General features: G+C 73.5%; 14 protein-coding genes, 1 tRNA gene and 1 other RNA gene. 5 read left to right on the top strand and 11 right to left on the bottom strand.

What is annotated here, in order from left to right:
• Window positions 1-12 precede the first annotated feature (12 nt).
• Window positions 13-1,845, bottom strand: coding sequence for an acyl-CoA dehydrogenase (locus tag GKE82_RS09535; protein WP_107566714.1), 1,833 nt, complete (start codon window positions 1,843-1,845; stop codon window positions 13-15).
• 632 nt (window positions 1,846-2,477) lie between these two features.
• The gene (locus GKE82_RS09530; RefSeq protein ID WP_154733118.1) at window positions 2,478-6,581 is read right to left on the bottom strand and encodes an FG-GAP-like repeat-containing protein; all 4,104 of its coding nucleotides are present in this window, start codon (window positions 6,579-6,581) and stop codon (window positions 2,478-2,480) included.
• 311 nt (window positions 6,582-6,892) lie between these two features.
• On the opposite strand from GKE82_RS09530, the gene GKE82_RS09525 reads away from it, so the two are divergent.
• Window positions 6,893-7,369 carry a MarR family winged helix-turn-helix transcriptional regulator gene (locus GKE82_RS09525; protein WP_154733117.1) on the top strand — a complete coding sequence of 159 codons (477 nt, stop codon included), beginning with the start codon at window positions 6,893-6,895 and terminating at the stop codon, window positions 7,367-7,369.
• On the top strand, window positions 7,366-8,832 hold the full coding sequence (locus GKE82_RS09520; protein WP_309233520.1) for an MFS transporter: 1,467 nt from the start codon (window positions 7,366-7,368) through the stop codon (window positions 8,830-8,832). Before GKE82_RS09525 ends, GKE82_RS09520 begins: the two co-directional genes overlap by 4 nt.
• A 29-nt stretch (window positions 8,833-8,861) precedes the next feature.
• Here GKE82_RS09520 and GKE82_RS09515 read toward each other — a convergent pair whose 3' ends face one another.
• Genes GKE82_RS09515 through GKE82_RS09505 form a run of 3 tightly spaced genes read right to left on the bottom strand, consistent with a single transcriptional unit; the run spans window position 8,862 to window position 10,556 of the window.
• Window positions 8,862-9,512: an SDR family oxidoreductase gene (locus GKE82_RS09515; RefSeq protein WP_154733116.1), complete on the bottom strand. Its 651-nt coding sequence runs from the start codon at window positions 9,510-9,512 to the stop codon at window positions 8,862-8,864.
• A gap of 9 nt (window positions 9,513-9,521) precedes the next feature.
• The gene (locus tag GKE82_RS09510; RefSeq protein WP_196189141.1) at window positions 9,522-10,214 is read right to left on the bottom strand and encodes a 1-acyl-sn-glycerol-3-phosphate acyltransferase; all 693 of its coding nucleotides are present in this window, start codon (window positions 10,212-10,214) and stop codon (window positions 9,522-9,524) included.
• Between the two features lie 42 nt (window positions 10,215-10,256).
• Complete coding sequence (locus GKE82_RS09505) at window positions 10,257-10,556, bottom strand: hypothetical protein (RefSeq protein ID WP_154733114.1); 300 nt, start codon at window positions 10,554-10,556, stop codon at window positions 10,257-10,259.
• A gap of 208 nt (window positions 10,557-10,764) precedes the next feature.
• On the opposite strand from GKE82_RS09505, the gene GKE82_RS09500 reads away from it, so the two are divergent.
• Both GKE82_RS09500 and GKE82_RS09495 read left to right on the top strand, forming a co-directional pair.
• A tRNA-Val gene (locus GKE82_RS09500) sits at window positions 10,765-10,838 on the top strand.
• A 110-nt stretch (window positions 10,839-10,948) separates the two neighbouring features.
• The gene (locus GKE82_RS09495; protein WP_154733113.1) at window positions 10,949-11,398 is read left to right on the top strand and encodes a hypothetical protein; all 450 of its coding nucleotides are present in this window, start codon (window positions 10,949-10,951) and stop codon (window positions 11,396-11,398) included.
• Between the two features lie 85 nt (window positions 11,399-11,483).
• Here GKE82_RS09495 and GKE82_RS09490 read toward each other — a convergent pair whose 3' ends face one another.
• Genes GKE82_RS09490 through GKE82_RS09465 form a run of 6 tightly spaced genes read right to left on the bottom strand, consistent with a single transcriptional unit; the run spans window position 11,484 to window position 17,343 of the window.
• Entirely contained in the window at window positions 11,484-12,173 is a 690-nt protein-coding gene (locus tag GKE82_RS09490; RefSeq protein ID WP_154733112.1) for a hypothetical protein, read from the bottom strand.
• Window positions 12,170-12,457 (bottom strand): hypothetical protein, encoded by a 288-nt coding sequence (locus GKE82_RS09485; protein ID WP_154733111.1) that lies wholly within the window; start codon window positions 12,455-12,457, stop codon window positions 12,170-12,172. The genes GKE82_RS09490 and GKE82_RS09485 overlap by 4 nt, the downstream gene beginning before the upstream one ends.
• Before the next feature lie 58 nt (window positions 12,458-12,515).
• Window positions 12,516-13,604, bottom strand: a complete 1,089-nt coding sequence (locus tag GKE82_RS09480; RefSeq protein ID WP_309233519.1) for an ABC transporter ATP-binding protein — start codon at window positions 13,602-13,604, stop codon at window positions 12,516-12,518.
• Window positions 13,605-13,620: 16 nt separating this feature from the next.
• Entirely contained in the window at window positions 13,621-14,745 is a 1,125-nt protein-coding gene (locus tag GKE82_RS09475) for an acyltransferase (protein WP_154733109.1), read from the bottom strand.
• 3 nt (window positions 14,746-14,748) lie between these two features.
• The gene (locus GKE82_RS09470; protein ID WP_107566704.1) at window positions 14,749-16,308 is read right to left on the bottom strand and encodes an iron ABC transporter permease; all 1,560 of its coding nucleotides are present in this window, start codon (window positions 16,306-16,308) and stop codon (window positions 14,749-14,751) included.
• Between the two features lie 24 nt (window positions 16,309-16,332).
• The gene (locus GKE82_RS09465; protein ID WP_154733108.1) at window positions 16,333-17,343 is read right to left on the bottom strand and encodes an iron ABC transporter substrate-binding protein; all 1,011 of its coding nucleotides are present in this window, start codon (window positions 17,341-17,343) and stop codon (window positions 16,333-16,335) included.
• A 141-nt stretch (window positions 17,344-17,484) separates the two neighbouring features.
• Here GKE82_RS09465 and ffs point away from each other — a divergent pair.
• An RNA gene (gene ffs, locus GKE82_RS09460) (signal recognition particle sRNA large type) lies at window positions 17,485-17,756 on the top strand.
• Window positions 17,757-17,805 lie beyond the last annotated feature (49 nt).

Here is a 17,805-nt window from a genome sequence, read left to right as displayed (position 1 = left end):
GGGACCGGGCGGCTAGAAGGCGGCCTCGGCGAGCTTCATGACGTCGTTGTCGACGGCCGCGATGCTCTCGCGGACGCCGGCCAGGCGCGGCAGCGCGGTGCGGGCGAAGAAGTTCGCCGTGGCGATCTTGCCCTCGTAGAAGGCGACGTCGCTCTCCTTGGCGCCGTTGTCGAGCGCGTTCTGCGCGGTGATGCCGTGCGTCAGCAGCAGCCAGCCGATGAGCAGGTCGCCGACCGCCATGAGGAAGTCGACGGAGCCCAGGCCGACCTTGTAGAGCTCCTCCATGTCCTCCTGGGAGCCCATGAGGTAGCCGGTCAGCGAGCCGACCATCGCCTGCACGTCGCCGAGCGCGGTCTTGAAGCGCTCGTGCGCGCCGGCGAGCGAGGCGGGCACCTCGGCGTCGACCGTCTTCTGCATCTGCGTCATCAGGTGCGTGAGCGCCACGCCCTTGTCGCGCGCGATCTTGCGGAAGAAGAAGTCCTGCGCCTGGATCGCGGTGGTGCCCTCGTAGAGCGAGTCGATCTTCGCGTCGCGGATGTACTGCTCGATCGGGTAGTCCTGCAGGTAGCCGGAGCCGCCGTAGGTCTGCAGCGACTCGGTCAGCACCTGGTAGGCCCGCTCGGAGCCGACGCCCTTGACGATCGGCAGCAGCAGGTCGTTGACGCGGTGCGCGGTCTGCTCGTCGGCGCCCGAGACGACCTGCGCCATCGCGGCGTCCTGGTGGGCGGCGGTGTAGAGGTAGACGGCGCGCAGGCCCTCGGCGTACGCCTTCTGGTTCAGCAGCGCCCGGCGCACGTCCGGGTGGTGCATGATCGTGACGCGCGGCGCGGCCTTGTCGGTCATCTGCGTGAGGTCGGCGCCCTGGACGCGCTCCTTGGCGTACTCGAGCGCGTTGAGGTAGCCGGTCGAGAGCGTGGAGATGGCCTTGGTGCCGACCATCATCCGGGCGTGCTCGATGACCTGGAACATCTGCGCGATGCCGCCGTGCACGCCGCCGACGAGCCAGCCCTTGGCGGGGATGCCGTTGTCGCCGAACGCGACGTCGCAGGTGGCGGAGGCCTTGAGGCCCATCTTGTGCTCGAGGCCGGTGACGAAGACGCCGTTGCGCTCGCCGAGCTCGCCGGTCTCGGTGTCGAAGTGGAACTTCGGGACGAAGAACAGGCTCAGGCCCTTGGTGCCGACGCCGGCGCCCTCGGGGCGGGCGAGCACGAGGTGGAAGATGTTCTCGAACAGGTCGCCGGAGTCGCCGGAGGTGATGAAGCGCTTGACGCCCTCGATGTGCCAGGTGCCGTCGGGCTGCTCGATCGCCTTGGTGCGGCCGGCGCCGACGTCGGAGCCCGCGTCGGGCTCGGTGAGGACCATGGTGGCGCCCCAGTTGCGCTCGAACGCCCACTGGGCCCAGCGCTTCTGCTCGTCGGTGCCGAGCGTGTAGAGGATGTGGGAGAACGACGCGCCCGCGAGGTACATGAGCGCGGCGGGCTGGGCGCCGAGGATGAACTCGTTGATCGCCCAGGTGACGGCGGGCGGGGCGGCGACGCCACCGATGTCCTCGGTGATGCCGATGGCGGGCCAGCCGCCGTCGTGCCAGGCGCGGACCGCGGCCATGAAGTCGTCGGGCAGGGTGACGGTGCCCGTGGCGGGGTCGAAGGTCGGCGGCTTGCGGTCGGTCTCGTGGAACGAGGCGGCGACGGGGCCCTCGGCGAGCCGCGAGGACTCGTCGAGCATGGTGCGGACGGTGTCGGAGTCGAGGTCGGGGTAGGCGCCCTGACCGAGGACCTCGTCGACGTGGAGCGTCTCGAAGAGGTTGAACTCGAGATCGCGGACGTTGCTCTTGTAATGGCTCATGAGGGGATCCGATCCAGGAAGGGTTCGAACGGTTGAACGGACGCGTTCAGGCGTCGATCGGGGGCGAATGGTGGCAGAACCGACGCCGCCTCGTCTTCCCGATTGACCCGTCAGTCAACAGTGTACGGCCCGTCGTGGGCGATGGACGGATGCCCGACGTTCCGGGCGCGCGAGCCGCACGACGCAGGAGGGCCCGGAACGGCTCTTCGTGCAGTTTGCCCCCCGGCGCTCAACCCGCTCAAGTATCCGGTCCGGCACGCCGACCACCCAGCACGGACGTCCCGCACCAGGGGACGACACGACGACCAAGACCATCCGCGCCGCGACCACGGCGTTCTCCATCCTCATCGTGCTCGCCCTCGGCGGGTGCGGCCGGGCGGCGGTCCGGCGACGCCGGCCGCCGAGGCGACCGGCTCGAGCAGCCCCGGCGAGATCCGCGCGGGCGAGCGCGTCCCAGGGCACGGGTGCGACGGCTGCCCGCCGCATCGCGGCGCAACCGTCGCCCGTGCTTCGCCAGCGGGCCCGGCGACGGGGCGGTGCCGCGTCTCGGCTCGACGTGCCGCCGGCCTCTCCTCGTGCGTCAGCCGCTTCGACCGCTCCCGATCACCGCGCCACCCGGGAACGGCTGACGCTCACCGCACGCCGACGGCAAGCGTCTTGGCGATGCTCGACGAGATGATCTTGCCCCGGGCGCGCAGCACGACGCGGTAGACCCCGATGGTCGCGCCCGGCCGAACGGCGGTGCTGATGCGGAAGCGACCGCTCTTCGACAGCCTTCCCGACTTCAGCGTCGTGGCCTTCTCGCACAGGTCAGGGCTGCCCACGAGCTGGACGGTGACCGAAGACGGTCGGACCGTGCCGGTGTATCGCCCCGACAGGGCGACCGTGCCACCGGTGACCCTCGTGGCGCCGAGGACGACCTTTCGATCGAGCGCGAGCGGGGAGGAGCGGCGGTCCCCGATCAGCGCCACGTAGCTCGCGCGGGGCTTCGCGCCCGCGGCAGGGGCGGGTCCGGTCGTGATCGCGCGGAACCGACCGTCGGGGAAGACGATCGCGGTCGCGACCGTCTTCCCGGATGTCTGGATGAACACGGTGCCACCCGCGAACCTCGGGAGCGTCACGCCGCTGAACGCGACCCGGCCGTCGCGGCGTCGCGCGTCGAACAGCGCGATGCCGCTGTCGTTGCACGCCAGCTGCGGATCGACGACCTGGGGGACCGTCGGCGTCGCGCTGCTGCTCGGATCGAACGGGAAGGCGTCCTGGGCGTCCGGCACGTCGTCGTTGTCGTCGTCGGTGTCGGCGTTGTTGCCGGTGCCGTCGTTGTCGGTGTCGACGGTCTCGTTGGGGTTGAGGGGGAAGGCGTCCTGGGCGTCCGGCACGTCGTCGTTGTCGTCGTCGGTGTCGGCGTTGTTGCCGGTGCCGTCGTTGTCGGTGTCGACGGTCTCGTTGGGGTTGAGGGGGAAGGCGTCTTGGGTGTCGCGGACGCCGTCGTTGTCGTCGTCGGTGTCGGCGTTGTTGCCGGTGCCGTCGTTGTCGGTGTCGACGGTCTCGTTGGGGTTGAGGGGGAAGGCGTCTTGGGTGTCGCGGACGCCGTCGTTGTCGTCGTCGGTGTCGGCGTTGTTGCCGGTGCCGTCGTTGTCGGTGTCGACGGTCTCGTTGGGGTTGAGGGGGAAGGCGTCCTGGGCGTCCGGCACGTCGTCGTTGTCGTCGTCGGTGTCGGCGTTGTTGCCGGTGCCGTCGTTGTCGGTGTCGACGGTCTCGTTGGGGTTGAGGGGGAAGACGTCCTGGGCGTCCGGCACGTCGTCGTTGTCGTCGTCCGTGTCGGTCGGGTCGCCGGTGCCATCGTTGTCGGTATCGCGGACGCCGCGGCCGGTGACGTCGACGACGACGTCCGGGGCGTTCGACTCGACCGTGATGGTCGCGGAGTCGTCGCCCTCGACACCGGGATCGAACCGCACGCGCACCGCGCAGGACTCGTTGCGCGACAGCACGGTCGAGGCATCGCAGTCGGTCGAGTCGCCCGCAGCGTCGAGCACCTCGAACTGCTCGGGTGCGGCGTCGCTGAGCGTGACACCGTCGAGATCGACGGGCTCCGGGTCGGGGTTGGTGATCGTGGCGGTCGCCGTGGGTGACGGGCCGTCGTCGGTGATCTGGTCACCGATCGACAGCGACTGCGGTGACACCGTCAGCGTCGGCGGGGCGTACCGCGCGGTCAACACGGTTGCCGTTCCCGCCTGCGCGTTGGCGGTGACCAGGTCCGGGCGATCATCGCCGTCCATGTCATCGATCGCCACCGAGGCCGGGGCAGCGCCGGTCGGACCGGCGGTGCTCCGGGTGTAGGAGCCGTCGCCGGCATTGGTGAGCAGCGTCACGGTGCCGTCGCCACGGTCCGAGGTGGCGAGGTCGAGCTTGCCATCGCCGCTGAGGTCCGCGATCGCCACGCCTCCCGGGCTGCTCCCGGTGCTGCCCGCGGTGGTGAGCGTGTAGCCGCCGTCCTCGTTCTTGGTCAGCACGTTCACCTGCGAACGGCCCTCATCGGCGAACGCCAGGTCGGGACGCCCGTCGAGGCTCAGATCGCCGATGGCGATCGAGGCCGGGTGCGACGGGGAAGAGCCGCCGTCGCAGCCCTCGCCGGTCTCCTCGTTGCAAATCGTCGCGGGAGGTGGGGCCAACGCGAAGCTGGACGTGTAGCCGGCACCCGGGTTCTTCGTCAGGACCGTCACCGAGTTGTCCTCGAAGTTCGCGGTTGCGAGATCGACGCGGCCATCATCGTTCAGGTCGCCTATCGCGATCGACTGGGGGCGCCTGCCGGTGGAGCCGGCCCTGCCGGCCGTATACCCGCCGTCCTCGTTCTTGGTCAGCACGGTCACCGAGTTTCCGTTGCGATCGGCGGTCGCCAGGTCGGGCCGGCCGTCGTCGTTCAGGTCGCCGATCGCCACCGCGTTCGGTCCACCGCCGGTGAGCCCCGCCGTGCTGGCCGTGTATCCGTCGCCTGCGTTCTTGGTGAGCACCGTCACGGTGCCGGCTCCGAAGTCAGCCGTCGCCAGATCGGGCCGGCCGTCGTCGTTCAGATCGCCGATGGCCACCGAAAACGGCCTTGCGCCCGTGGTGCCCGCCGTGCTGGCCGTGTAACCGCCGTCCTCGTTCTTGGTCAGCACGGTCACGGTGTTGCTGTCGAAGTTGGCGGTCGCCAGGTCGGGCCGGCCGTCGCCGTTCAGGTCGCCCACGGCGACGGACACGGGGTTCGGGCCGGTGGTGCCCGCGGTGCGCGGGACGTAGTCGTTCGTCGCCTTCGCCAGGACGACTGCGGCGCGCGAGGTCCGCGGCGTCTCCGCGTTGCCCGCGACATCGGTCGCGAAGTACCGAATCGCCTCACCGTCCTGCAGGACCGGCTTGGCCTGCGCGTCGTAGACGAGCGTCAGGGCCGGGTCCGGCTCCGCGTCGGTGACGATCCCGTAGCGGATCTCGTCGACCCCCGAGCCCTGCGGGTCGTCGGTCGCCCTGAGCGTCACCCGCGGCGGGGACGTGCGATAGAACCGCGGCACGTCATCGGTCGTGACCGGGGGCGTGGAGTCGGTGGTGTTGGTCAGCACCGTCACCGTGTTGCCCCCGGTCTCGGTGCTCGCCAGATCAAGGCGCCCATCCGCATTCAGATCGCCGATCGTCAGGGAGGACCGGAAGCTGCCCGTGACTCCCGCCGTGCTGACCGTGTAGCCGGCGCCCGCGTTCTTGGTCAGGATCGACACCGTGTCGGAGCCGCTGGTGTTGTTGGCGGTCGCCAGGTCCGGACGCCCGTCATCGTTGAGATCGCCGATGACCACCGCCACCGCGTTGCGACCGGTTCTGCCCGCCGTGTCGGCGGTGTAGCCCGCGTCCGCGTTGTTGGTCAGCACTGTGACGGTCCCGCCGACGATCTGGTCAGCGATGTTGGCGGTCGCCAGGTCCGGACGCCCGTCGCCGTTCAGGTCCCCGATGGCCACCGACTGCGGCAGCGCATCCGTGGAACCCGCAGTGCTCCTCGTGTAGCCGATGCCTTCGTTCTTCGTCAGGATCGACACCGTGTTGTCGCCGGTGTCGGCGGTCGCCAGGTCCGGACGCCCGTCGCCGTTCAGATCGCCGATCGCCACCGAGCTCGGGTTGTTGCCGGTGGTCACCGTGCTTTTCGTGTAGCCGGTGCCTTCGTTCTTGATCAGGATCGTCACCGTGTTGTCGCCGGTGTTGGCGGTGACCAGGTCCGGACGCCCGTCGCCGCTCAGGTCGCCGATCGCCAGGGACCTCGGATTGCTCCCCGTGGTGCCGGCCGTGCTGGCGGTGTAGCCGGCGCTTGCGTTCTTGGTCAGCACCGTCACCGCGCCGGTCAGGTTGGCGACCGCCAGGTCCGGAAGCCCGTCACCGTTCAGATCGCCGATCGCCACCGAACTGGGGACAGGGCCGGCGGAGCCCGCGCTGCTGGCGGTGTAGCCGTCGTCCGCGTTCTTGGTCAGGATCGTCGCCGTACCTTCGAAGCTGGTGGAGCTGACCGTCGCCAGGTCGGGACGTCCGTCGTCGTTCAGATCACCGATCGCCACCGCCCGTGGGCCGTCGGCGGTCGTCGCGTTGGAGACGGTGAACGTCGGCGTCACGGCCGCCGAGGCCGAGGCCGAGAGCGCCAGGGTGAGCAGACAAGCAGCCACCCCCGCGAGCGAGCGCGAAAAGGGCAGGGTGCGCTCGATGGCGCGGACGGCGACGGCGTGCATGCTGACTCCTCGAGGTTGGACCTGACTCGCGCCCGTTCTCCGGCGGCCGAGACACCGGGCGGCCTGCTTCAAGTGCGTCGACCAGCGCGAATCTGTGACGAAGGGTACCGATGCACCAGAGTCTGGACGCGCCGTTTTGGCACGTCCGAGCGGCGGCGCCGCGCGACCTCCGGGCTCGCAAGCGCTGGGCCGGCCGCTGCGAGCCCACCCGGCAGGTCGTCGCGCAACGCGGCGCTCGAGTCAGCCGTCCCCGCGGATGGAGCATCGCCGATGTGAAGGAGATGCATCACAGATCTATATAGTTTGCGGATGTGAGCGCGCCGACCGCCCAGCAGACCTCCGGCCGGGCCCGCGACGTCGAGCACGTCGCCGAGGGGCTCGTGCCCCGCGCGGGCCTTCTGACGCGCCTGCTGCTGCCTGAGGGCGACCGCTCGCTGACCCGCGCCGAGGCCGCCCTGCTCGCCGCCCTGGAGGCCGGGCCGCGCCGCGTCACCGAGCTCGCCGGCGTGCTCGCGTTCGCGCAGCCGACGGTCACCCAGCTCGTCGGCCGGCTCGACGGCCGCGGCCTGCTCGAGCGCGCCCGCGACCCGCAGGACGGCCGCGCCGTCCGCGTGACGCTCACCCCGGCCGGCCGGCGCGAGCTCGCCACCGTCCGCGCCTCCTACCGGACGGTCCTGCGCGAGAAGCTCGCCGACCGCTCCGACGAGCAGGTCCGCGCGCTGGCGCAGGCGATCGACGTGCTCGACGACCTGATCGCGGCGCTGCGCGACGACCGGGGTCCCGCGTGAGCGCGGAGCGCCGCACGGCGCTGCTGCTGCCCACGCTGCTGCTCACCACGATCGTGACCGCGGTGATCTCGTCGCTCGGCGCGCCGCTGATCCCGCTCGTCGCCGACGACCTCGGGGTGGCGCTGAGCGACGCCCAGTGGTCCCTGACCGCCGCGCTGCTGGTGGGCGCGGTGAGCGCACCCGTCCTCGGCCGCCTCGGTGACGGGCCGCACCGCCGCGAGGCGCTGGCGGGCGGCCTGGGCCTCGTCGCGCTCGGCTGCGTCGTCGCCGCGGTCGCCGGGTCGCTGGGGGTGCTCGTGGCCGGCCGGGCGCTCCAGGGCCTCGGGCTCGGCCTCATCCCGCTGGCGATGGCGGTCGCCCGGCACGGTCTGCCGGCCGCGCGGATCACGCCCGCGATCGCGTTGCTGTCGGTGTCCGCGGCCGCCGGGATCGGCGTCGGCTACCCGGTCAGCGGACTGGTCGCGGAGCGGTTCGGCCTCGCGGGCGCCTACTGGTTCGGGGCCGCCTTCGCGGGCGTCGCGCTGGCGCTCGTGCTCGCGGTCGTGCCGTCCAGCCGCGGCGATCGCGCCCCGGCGCTGGACGGCCGCGGGGCGCTCGTCCTCGCGGGCGCGCTCGTCGCGCTGCTGCTGGCGATCGGGCAGGGGGAGAGCTGGGGCTGGACGTCCGCGACGGTCCTCGCCCTCGCGGCCGCCGCAGCCCTGCTGCTGGCCCTGTGGGTGCCGCTGCAGCTGCGCACCGCGGCCCCGCTCGTGGAGCTGCGACTGCTGCGCCACCCGGCGGTGCTGACCGCCAACGGCTGCGCGCTGGTGCTCGGTGCCGCCCTCTACATCGACCTGTCGATCGTCACCGCGTTCGTGCAGGCGCCGAGCGCGGGCGGTTACGGCTTCGACGCGACGGTCCTCGCCGCCGGGCTCTGCCTCGTCCCGTTCTCGGTCATGAGCGTCGTCGCGAGCCGCCTGCTCCCGGCCCTCGGCGCGCGGATCGGGCAGGACGGGATCCTGCCGCTGGGGTGCCTGATCTGCGGCCTGACCGGCGTGGTCTTCGCGCTCGGCCACGGCGCCCTGTGGGAGGTCTTCGTGCTGATGGGCATCGTCGGGATCGGCATGGGCCTGACCTTCGCCGCGATCCCGGGGATGATCGTCGCCGCGGTCCCGCAGGAGGAGACCGGGAGCGCGATGGGCTTCTACCAGGTGGTCCGCTACGTCGGCTTCTCGGTCGGCAGTGCCGCGACCGCCGCGGTCCTCGCCGCGCACACCCCGTCGGGGGCGCGCCTGCCGACCGTGACCGGGTTCGAGACCGCCGCCTGGGCGAGCGTCGCGCTGTGCGTGGCGGCGGCGCTCGCCGCGCGGGTCCTGCCCCGTCGCGCGCGCGGTGCGGGGCCGGACGCGCAAGCCGGGACGGCCGACCGGCGCCGCGCGCGCCCGGAGACCGGCGCGGCACGGCTCGTCGGCCCGCGCGGCTGACGGCCGGGCCCGCCGAGCGGTCGTCCCGCTCAGCCGTGCAGCGCCGCGAGCGCGGCGGCCACCGGCTGCTCGCCGCCGTTGAGGTACAGCACGCGCCGCCGCAGCGCGGGCGTCGCGAGCAGCGCGGCGAGCACGGTCGCCACGTCCTCGCGCGGGACCTCGCCGCGGTGCGGCTCGGCGTCGAGGCGCACGAGCCCGGTGCCGTCGTCGTCGGTCAGCCGACCGGGACGCACCACCAGCCAGTCGAGCTCGCTGGCCATGACCGCCGCGTCGGCCTCCGCCTTGGCACGGAGGTAGACGGCGAACACGTCGTCCCCGGACGGCGGGTCCTCGGTGCCCACCGAGCTGACGATCAGGTAGCGCCCGACCCCCGCCCGGACGGTCGCGTCGAGCAGCAGGATCGCGGCGTCGCGGTCGACGGTCAGCTTGCGCTCGGCGCCGCTGCCCGGACCGGCGCCGGCGGCGAACACGACCGCGTCGGCGCCGGCGAGCGCCGTGGTCACCGCGTCGTGGTCGGCGCGCTCGAGGTCCAGCACGACGGGCACGCCGCCGTCGGCCTCGACGTCCGCCGCATGGTCGGGGTTGCGGATGATCCCGTGGACGCGGTCCCCGCGACCGGCGAGCTGACGGGTGAGGCGGCGGCCGATCTGGCCGTGTGCGCCGGCGATGACGATCTCCATGTCCGGACGCTACCCCGCACGGTGCTCGGCGACGCCCGGATCGAGCGCGGCGACCGCCGCGAGGATCCGCCGGGCGGTCTCGAGGCTCCGCTCGCGTGACGGATCGGGGTCCTCCTCGACGGTGATCGGCGGGCCGACCGTGACGGTGACGCGCGGCCAGGTCCAGGGCCGGTAGAGCCGCCGGGGACCGTCGAGGTGGACGGGCACGACGACCGCGCCGGTGGTGTGCGCGAGGTGCCCGATGCCGGCGCGGGCGGGCTTGTACCCGCCGGGCGGGCTGACCCCGCCCTCGGGGAACATGACGAGCACGCGACCGCGGCGCAGCACGGTGGCGGCGGTCGTGAACGCGTCGGCGTCCCAGGTGCCGCGGACGACGGGAAAGGCGCCGATGCGGCTCATCACCCAGGCGGGCAGGGGCCGCCGCCACAGCTCGGCCATGCCCATGAACGAGATCCGCCGCGGCAGCACGGCCAGGGCGGCGAAGACGCCGTCGAGCACGGACGGGTGGTTCGGGGCGAGGACGAACCCGCCCGAGTCCGGCAGGTGCTCGCGCCCTCGCACGCGCACGCGCGCGAGGAGCAGGACGACCGGGAGCAGCGTCGCGACGGCGACGCCCTGCAGGTAGGGGCTGCGCCGGCGCGCCCGGGCGTGCGAGCGCGTCAGCCGCCGGGCGAGGGAGGGGGAGGGCTGCAGCCGCGCCACGCTGCGCAGCGTAGAGCCGCCGGGGTGGCGACGGCGCGCGGCTCAGGAGGCGGCGCGCAGCGGGGGCGCGACCGCGGTGGCGACGTACAGCAGGTCGCCGGCGGGGGTCGCCCCCATCACCGACACGTCGCCCGCGGCGCGGGCGAGGCCGAGCAGCGCCCGGACCTCGGACTCGGGCACCTGCAGGCAGGCGGCGATCTCGCGTCCGGTCATGCGGCGACCGTCGCGGCCGCGCAGCACGGCGACGACGGTGTCGACGCGGCGCCGCCGCTGGACGTGCAGGTCGGCGACGCCCGGCCGCGGGGTGGCGGCGGCCGGGCGGCCGGAGGGGGAGTGCGACATGGAACCTCGTGCGTGGGATACGAGCGTCGCGGAGGGGCAGCGTCCGGTCTGGACCGCCGGAGCGCGACCCCCTCGCGCTGGACCACCCGAATGAATCACACCGCCGTCCGGTGCGCCAGCGCAGGATGGGCAGTCCTACCCATTGCCGTTCCCCGGGCAGGGCCGCGGGACGCCGCCGGGGCCCGATCCTCTACCCTGTCGGTCCGCTGGACGAGTAGCTCAGCTGGCTAGAGCGCGCGCTTCACACGCGTGAGGTCGGGGGTTCGAGTCCCTCCTCGTCCATCATCAGCCCCCGGCCCCCGTGGTTCGGGGGCTGCGTCGTTCCCGGCCCGTCGCGCGTACCTGCTCGCCTCGGCGGGTAGGCCGGCATCGCCACCGACCCGGAGACGCCCATGCGCTCGCCCTGCGCCACCGACCTGCCCGTGGACGGGCCCGCCGACGAGGCCTTCGAGGCCGCGCTCGGCGTCGTCCAGAACACGAAGAACCTCGAGCTGCTCGCCGTCCACCGCGAGGGACGCAGGCTGATCGCCTACGAGCAGCCGAAGCTGACCAACGCGCGGATCCACATGGTCGTCGTGCACGACGGGGAGCCGACGGTCGTCACCCACGCCGTCGGCAACGACCCGCGCACGAGCGCGGCGCTCCTGGACGGCCGGTTCAACCGCAAGGCCGCGCAGCAGTTCCTCGAGGCCGTCGTCGCGGCGCTGGACGGCAGCCGGCCGGCCCCGGTCACCCCGGTCGAGAACCACTACATGCAGAAGGACGAGCGCGTGCCGTGGACCGACCCCGAGCAGGAGCCGGACATCGAGCTCGGGTTCTCCTGGCGCACCCCGTTCGGCTGACCCCGCGCCACACCCCGGACGCACGACGGCCCCGCCTGCGCGGGGCCGTCGTCGTCGCGGGTTGCGGGGTGGTGGTGCGGTGCGCTCAGCGGCCGCGGCGCAGGTCCAGCGCGGCGACGTCGAACGGCAGCTCCGGGGCGGCGCCGCTGTTGCGCTTGTCGAACTGGGAGTTCACGAGCAGCAGCCGGCCGCCGACGAGCGCGCCGGTGGTCGGGTACTTCAGGGCCGGGCTGGTCACGCCAGTGCCGACCGCGCCGCGGCGCAGGTCCTTCGACAGCCGCACGGGGACGACGAGCTCCTGCTGGTTGCGGATGACGAGCAGCGTGCGACCGGCGAGCACGAGGCCGTCGCCGTTGGTCAGGGCGGTGCCGCCGAGGTCGACCTGGGAGACCTCCTTCGTGCGCGTGTCGACGCGGAACACCTTGCCGGTGTTCGACTGCACGACGAGCAGGACGCGGCCGCCCTTCGCGGCGACGATGCCGTTGGCGTTGAAGCCGGTCTGGTACGCGAACGCGGTCCCGGTGAAGTCCAGGAACGGCGTGATCGACGCCGCGCGGCCGCGCGAGCCGAGGTCGACCTTCCAGAGGATCGGCCGCTGCGAGTCGGTCACGTACGCGGTGCGGCGGCCGGCGACGGCGACGTCGTTGAGGAACGCCGGGGTCTGGCCGGGCTCCGTGTCGAGCGTCGCGGTGGTCCGCCCGGTCCGTGCGTCGAGGACGAAGACCTTGCCGGTCGCGCCGCCGGCGACGACGAGCGAGCGGCCGAGGACCTTCATGCCGATCGCGGTGGTCCGGCCGTCCTGCCCGCCGGGGAGAACGGCACGAGCGCGTCGCGGCGGGTGTCACCGCGGAAGAGCGTGCCGTCGGTGGTCGAGCCGACGAAGAACGTGCGGCCGGCGGCGGCGATCCCCTCGGGGAAGACCCGGTCGCCGGGGATCGTGTACGTCGAGGGCTTCGGGGAGCGGTCGGGGCGGCCGTCGGCCGAGGCGCCGACGGCGGTGGCCGCGAGCGCGGCGGCGAGCACCGCGAGCGCGAGCGAGAGCAGGGAGCGTGGGGACATGTCCGACGCCTTCCCGCCGGTGCGGCGGATCATGCGTCCGGGGCGCCTCCCGGCGCGCTCACGCGCGCGGGAGCACGGTGACCGGCCCGTCGACCCACGCCTTCACGCGGTCGCCCGGATGCCAGGCCGGGAAGCCGGGGCGGCGCGAGCGCAGCCGCGTGCCGCCGTCGAGCTCCAGCAGCACGAGCTGGTCGTGCCCGAAGTACTCGCGCTCGACCACGAGCGCGTCGCACGCCCCGGCCGGTGCGCCGGTGGCCTCGATCCGCACGCTCTCGGGGCGCACGAGCACGTCGACGTCGCCGTGCAGCCGGGGGGAGGCGGGGAGGACCGCGACCGGGGTGGTGACGCGCCCGGCGTCGGCGACGCCCGGCAGCACGTCGACCTCCCCGAGGAACGACGCGACCCAGTGCCCGGCCGGCGCGGCGTAGACCTCCTCGGGCGTCCCGACCTGCTCGATGCGCCCGTCGCGCATGACCGCGACGCGGTCGGCGACCGACAGCGCCTCGTCCTGGTCGTGGGTGACGAGCAGCGCGCTCACGCCCGCGTCGCGCAGCAGCCGGCGGACCTCGCCGCGGACCTCGGTGCGCAGCGCCGCGTCGAGGTTGGAGAACGGCTCGTCCAGCAGCACGACGGACGGGTGGTTCGCCAGTGCGCGGGCGAGCGCGACGCGCTGCTGCTGCCCGCCGGAGAGCTCGTGCGGGCGGCGCGCGCCGAGGCCGTCGAGGCCGACGAGCTCGAGCAGCTCGCGCACGCGCGCGGGGTCCGGCCGCCGACCGAGCGGGTAGCCGACGTTCGCGGCGACGTCGAGGTGCGGGAACAGCGCGTAGTCCTGGAAGACCATGCCGACCCGTCGCGCCTCGGGCGAGACGGCCTGGGTGGGCCCGGCGACGGTGCGGCCGGAGATCGCGATGGTGCCCGCGTCCGGCTGCTCGAAGCCGGCGATCATCCGCAGCATCGTCGTCTTGCCGCAGCCGCTGGGGCCGAGCAGCGCGACGATCTCCCCGCTGCCGACGTCGAGGTCGACGCCGTCGACCGCCTGGTGGGCGTCGAAGCGCTTGGTCACCCCCAGGCACGCGATGGCGTGACACGGGGGCGCGTCCAGCGGGGCGGCGTCGGAGACGGAGGGTGCGGGGCGGCGCAGGCGCACGGCACTCCTCATCGTCTCACGCGGGGAGCGCGGGAGGCTGCCGGACCGACGGGTCCGCCGGTCGGTCCCCACCGGTGGCGCGGCGCTTGAGCCGGCGCCCGAGCGGCGCCTCGACGAACCGCCAGCTCGCGGCCCCGGCCAGCACGGCGAGGGCCATGGTGAGCGGCAGCCGCGCGCCGAGCGGCAGGTCCGGGGCGTGCACGACCAGCGCCTTCTGCACGATCCAGCCCCACAGGAAGATCCCGTAGGACCAGCGGCCGAGCGCCTGCGCCGGGCGCGTGACGCACCAGCGCTGCGGGCCGCGCAGCGCGTCGCCGTGCAGCAGCAGCGCGGCGATCAGCAGCGTCGCGGCGATCGTGTCGAGCTGGTCGCGGCCCTCGACGTAGGACAGCGGCAGCAGCGCGGCGGTCGTCGTGGCGGCCAGCGCGAGCGCGATGGTCGGCCAGGGCCGACGGCCCGGGAGGTCGAGCAGCGGGCCGGCGAGCCCGCGCTGCCGGGCGGCGACGACGATCGCCAGCAGCATGCCGATCGCGAACCAGTCCGCGCGGCCGAAGACGTTGAAGACCGGCTCCTCGGTCAGCGGCCCGGTGAGCGACAGCTCGCGGACCAGCAGCGCGCCGACGATGACCCCGGCCAGCCACAGCGACTCGCGGCGCAGGACGGCGGCGGGCGCGGGGTCGCGGTCGCGGTCGGCGCGGCGACGCAGCCGCGACCAGACGGGCAGCAGCAGGTAGAAGGCGAAGAACATCGACAGCGACCAGGTCGGCGGGATGCCCTCCCACGGCCCGTCGGGTCCGTAGGCCTGCGTGAGCGTGACGATCTGCAGCCAGTCGGTGGCGGGCTGCTCCACGTAGTGCCAGCCGACCAGCAGGGCTGCGCCGGCGAGCGCGACCCAGTAGCCGGGGTAGATCCGCGAGGCGCGGGCCCGCAGGTAGGGGCGCAGCGCCGGCTCGGGCCGCCCGTCGAGGCGCGCCCGCAGGAACGGGGCGCCGACGAGCATGCCGGTGAGGATCGCGAACAGCACGACGCCGTGGTTCTGCGTGGACCAGGGGCCGAGGCCCCAGTGGTCCTCGACGGTGTGGTCGAAGACGACGAGCAGCGCCGCGAAGCCGCGGAGGCCGTCGACGGTCCGGATGCGCACGGCTCAGCGCTCCTTGGCGGCCAGGAGGAACAGGGGCGGGGCGCTGACCGCGAGCAGCAGCAGGGCGGGGAGCGCGCCCGCCTCGAAGGCGCTGACCGTGGACTGCGACCAGATCCGCGTGGCGAGCGTCTCGTAGCCGGTCGGCGCCAGCAGGATCAGGGTCGGCAGCTCCTTCACCGTCGTGAGGAACACGAGCGCCGCCCCGGCGAGGGTGCCGCCCATCGCCAGCGGCGCGGTGATCGTCGCCCAGACGGCGAGCGGGCCGCGCCCGGCGTTGCGTCCGGCCTCCTCGACCGACCGCGGGACCTGCAGCAGCGCGGTGCGCATCGACCCGAGCGCGAGCGGCAGGAAGTGCACGACGAGCGCGAAGACCACGATGCCGAGGGTCTGGTACGCCCAGGGCGCGACGCGGGTGCCGACGAACACGAGCGCCAGCGCGACGACGAGGCCGGGCAGCACGTAGCCGGTCTGCGCGACGGTGTCGAGCACGCGGCTGATCCGCCCGGGGTGCCGTGCCGACAGCAGCGCGATCGGCAGCGCGACGAGCACCGCGGCCCCGGCGGCGAGCCCCGCGGTCGCCAGCGAGCGTCCGGCGGCGGCGAGCAGCCGGCCCCAGTCGGGGTCGCCGGCGAACGCGCGGCCGGACCAGACGATCAGGGTGGCGACCGGGATCACGAGCGCGACCGCGACGACGAGCCCGCAGAACAGCAGCGCCGGCACGGTCCAGCGGCCGAGCGCGACCGGGGTGGCGGCGCGCGCCACGCCGGGGGAGACGCGGGTGCGGCCCCGGTCGCCGCGGATCCGCCGCTCCGCGATGACGACGAGCACGATCACGACGACGAGCAGGGCGGCGAGCGCGGCCGCCCCGGTGCGGTCGAAGCTCGCCTTGTAGGACTGGTAGATGACGCGGGTGAAGCTGTCGAACCGCAGGATCGACACGGCGCCGAAGTCGGCGAGCGAGTAGGCGATCGCCAGCAGCGCCCCGGCGCCCAGGGCGGGGATCAGCTGCGGGACGACGACGGTCGCGAAGACCACGAACGGCCGGCGGCCCATGCCGCGCGCGGCCTCCTCGAGTGCCGGGTCCAGGCGGCGCAGTGCGGCCCGCACCGGCAGCAGCACGAGCGGATAGGTGAAGAGCGTCAGCACGAGCCAGGCGCCCCAGAAGCCGAAGATCCACGAGGTCTGGGCGATCACGCCGCCCGGCCCGAGGGCGCTGACGAACAGGTACGCCCCGATGTAGCTCGGGATCACGAACGGCAGCACGACGAGGACCGACCACAGCCGCCGACCGGGCAGGTCGGTGCGGACGGTCAGCCACGCGAGCGTCAGCGCGAGCACCGAGGCGCTGAGCGAGACGGCGGCGGCGAGCAGCAGCGAGCGGCCGATGAGCCGGGCGGTCCGCTCGCGCCACAGCGCCTCCCAGGCGGCGTCGGGGTGGTCGCCGATGACGATCGCCAGGTAGACGAGCGGCACGGCGACCACCGCGGCGCACGCCGCGCCCGCGAGCGTGAGCGCGGGCGGCGGGATGCGGCGGCGCAGCGGGGTGGCGAGCGCGAGGCCCACGCGTCCGGCTCCGGTCCTCGGGGGCTAGAGGGCCCCGGAGGACTCGATCAGCTCGAGCGTCCCGGCGAGGTCGTCGAGGTCCGACAGGTCGATGTCGGGCTGCTCGAGGTCGGCGAGCGGCGGGACGCCCGCGGGGCCGGCGACGCCGTCGGCGACCGGGTACTCCTTGGTCTCCTCGGCGAAGAACTTCTGGGCCTCGGTGGCGAGCAGGAAGTCGACGAGCTTGGCGGCATCGGCCTGCTTCTCGGAGCTCTTGAGCACCGCGACACCGGCGACGTTCACGAGCGAGCCGGGGTCGCCGGCCTTCGTGAAGTGGACGTCGACGGGGTAGTCGTCGCCCTCCTGGGCCTTGGCCTCGAGCACGTAGTAGTGGTTGATCAGGCCGAGGTCGATCTCGCCGGCGGCGATCGCGTCGCGGATCGCGATGTTCGAGTCGAACGTCTTGACGCCGTTGGCGCGCATGCCCTCGAGCCAGGCCTTGGCGCGGTCCTCGCCGGCGATCTTGCGCATGGCGGTGACGAACGCCTGGAACGAGCCGTTGGTGGGCGCCCAGCCGACCTTGCCCTTCCACGCGGGCTGGGTGAGGTCGAAGACGCTCTGCGGCAGGTCGGCGTCCTGGTACTCGCGGCTGTCGTAGGCGATCACGCGGGCGCGGGCGGAGGTGCCGACCCAGGCGCCGGCCGGGGAGCGGAACCGCTCGTCGACCTTGCCGAGCTGGCTCTGCGCCAGCGGGGCGGTGAGCTGCTCCTTGGCGAGCGCGCCGAGCGCGCCCGCGTCCTGGCCGAAGAAGACGTCGGCGGGCGAGTTGGCGCCCTCCTCGCGGATCGTGGCCGCGAGCTCGGCGGTATCGGCGTAGCGGACCTCGAGGTCGACGCCGGACTCCTTCTCGAACCGCTCCAGCAGCGGGCCGACGAGGTCCTCGTTGCGGCCGGAGTAGACGGTGAGGGCGTTGGGGTTCCCCTCGTCGTCGCCGCAGGCGGCCACGGTGGTGGCGAGCGGGAGCACGAGGAGCAGCGGGAGGAGGTACTTGCGCATGGTCGAGCCTTCGGTCTTAGGGTGCCCTAGTTAGGGATGCCTACATCGTGGCCGGCGGGACCATAGTGGAACTCCGACGTCCGTGGTCGGGAAAGGGTGGTCGCGCGCCGTCGGGGCCCGGCCGGTAGCATCGACGGCGGACCGTGCTAGGCGGGGGAGGTAGCGGTGCCCTGTCGCTCGCAATCCGCTCTAGCGAGGCCGAATCCCCGGTTGAGGGGTGAGGTCGCGGGGTCGAGCTCGCCGAGTGCGGTGTCGATGATCCGGGTCCCGCGCGACGACGGCTCGTGAACCAGGTCAGGTCCGGAAGGAAGCAGCCTTAAGCGATCACCGGCGGGCGCAGCGGGAGTTCCTGGGTCGGAGCCGTGTCTCGACGGAAGCGCCCGTCGATCGCCACTTCGAGGTCGGGTGCACGGTCCATGACTTCGCAGGACGGACGACGCCCCCGGTCTCCCGGGGGCGTCG

Source organism: Conexibacter sp. W3-3-2 (genome assembly GCF_009707605.1).
Lineage (GTDB): Bacteria > Actinomycetota > Thermoleophilia > Solirubrobacterales > Solirubrobacteraceae > Paraconexibacter > Paraconexibacter algicola.
Note: the sequence above shows the minus strand (reverse complement) of the source record. Positions and strands in the feature narration are given on the sequence as shown.

What these genes read in the sequence shown, in the direction of transcription:
- GKE82_RS09535 (WP_107566714.1), bottom strand. Translation starts at nt 1,845, where the DNA reads ATGAGCCATTACAAGAGCAACGTCCGCGATCTCGAGTTCAACCTCTTC.
- GKE82_RS09530 (WP_154733118.1), bottom strand. Translation starts at nt 6,581, where the DNA reads ATGCACGCCGTCGCCGTCCGCGCCATCGAGCGCACCCTGCCCTTTTCG.
- GKE82_RS09515 (WP_154733116.1), bottom strand. Translation starts at nt 9,512, where the DNA reads ATGGAGATCGTCATCGCCGGCGCACACGGCCAGATCGGCCGCCGCCTC.
- GKE82_RS09505 (WP_154733114.1), bottom strand. Translation starts at nt 10,556, where the DNA reads ATGTCGCACTCCCCCTCCGGCCGCCCGGCCGCCGCCACCCCGCGGCCG.
- GKE82_RS09495 (WP_154733113.1), top strand. Translation starts at nt 10,949, where the DNA reads ATGCGCTCGCCCTGCGCCACCGACCTGCCCGTGGACGGGCCCGCCGAC.
- GKE82_RS09490 (WP_154733112.1), bottom strand. Translation starts at nt 12,173, where the DNA reads ATGAAGGTCCTCGGCCGCTCGCTCGTCGTCGCCGGCGGCGCGACCGGC.
- GKE82_RS09485 (WP_154733111.1), bottom strand. Translation starts at nt 12,457, where the DNA reads ATGTCCCCACGCTCCCTGCTCTCGCTCGCGCTCGCGGTGCTCGCCGCC.
- GKE82_RS09465 (WP_154733108.1), bottom strand. Translation starts at nt 17,343, where the DNA reads ATGCGCAAGTACCTCCTCCCGCTGCTCCTCGTGCTCCCGCTCGCCACC.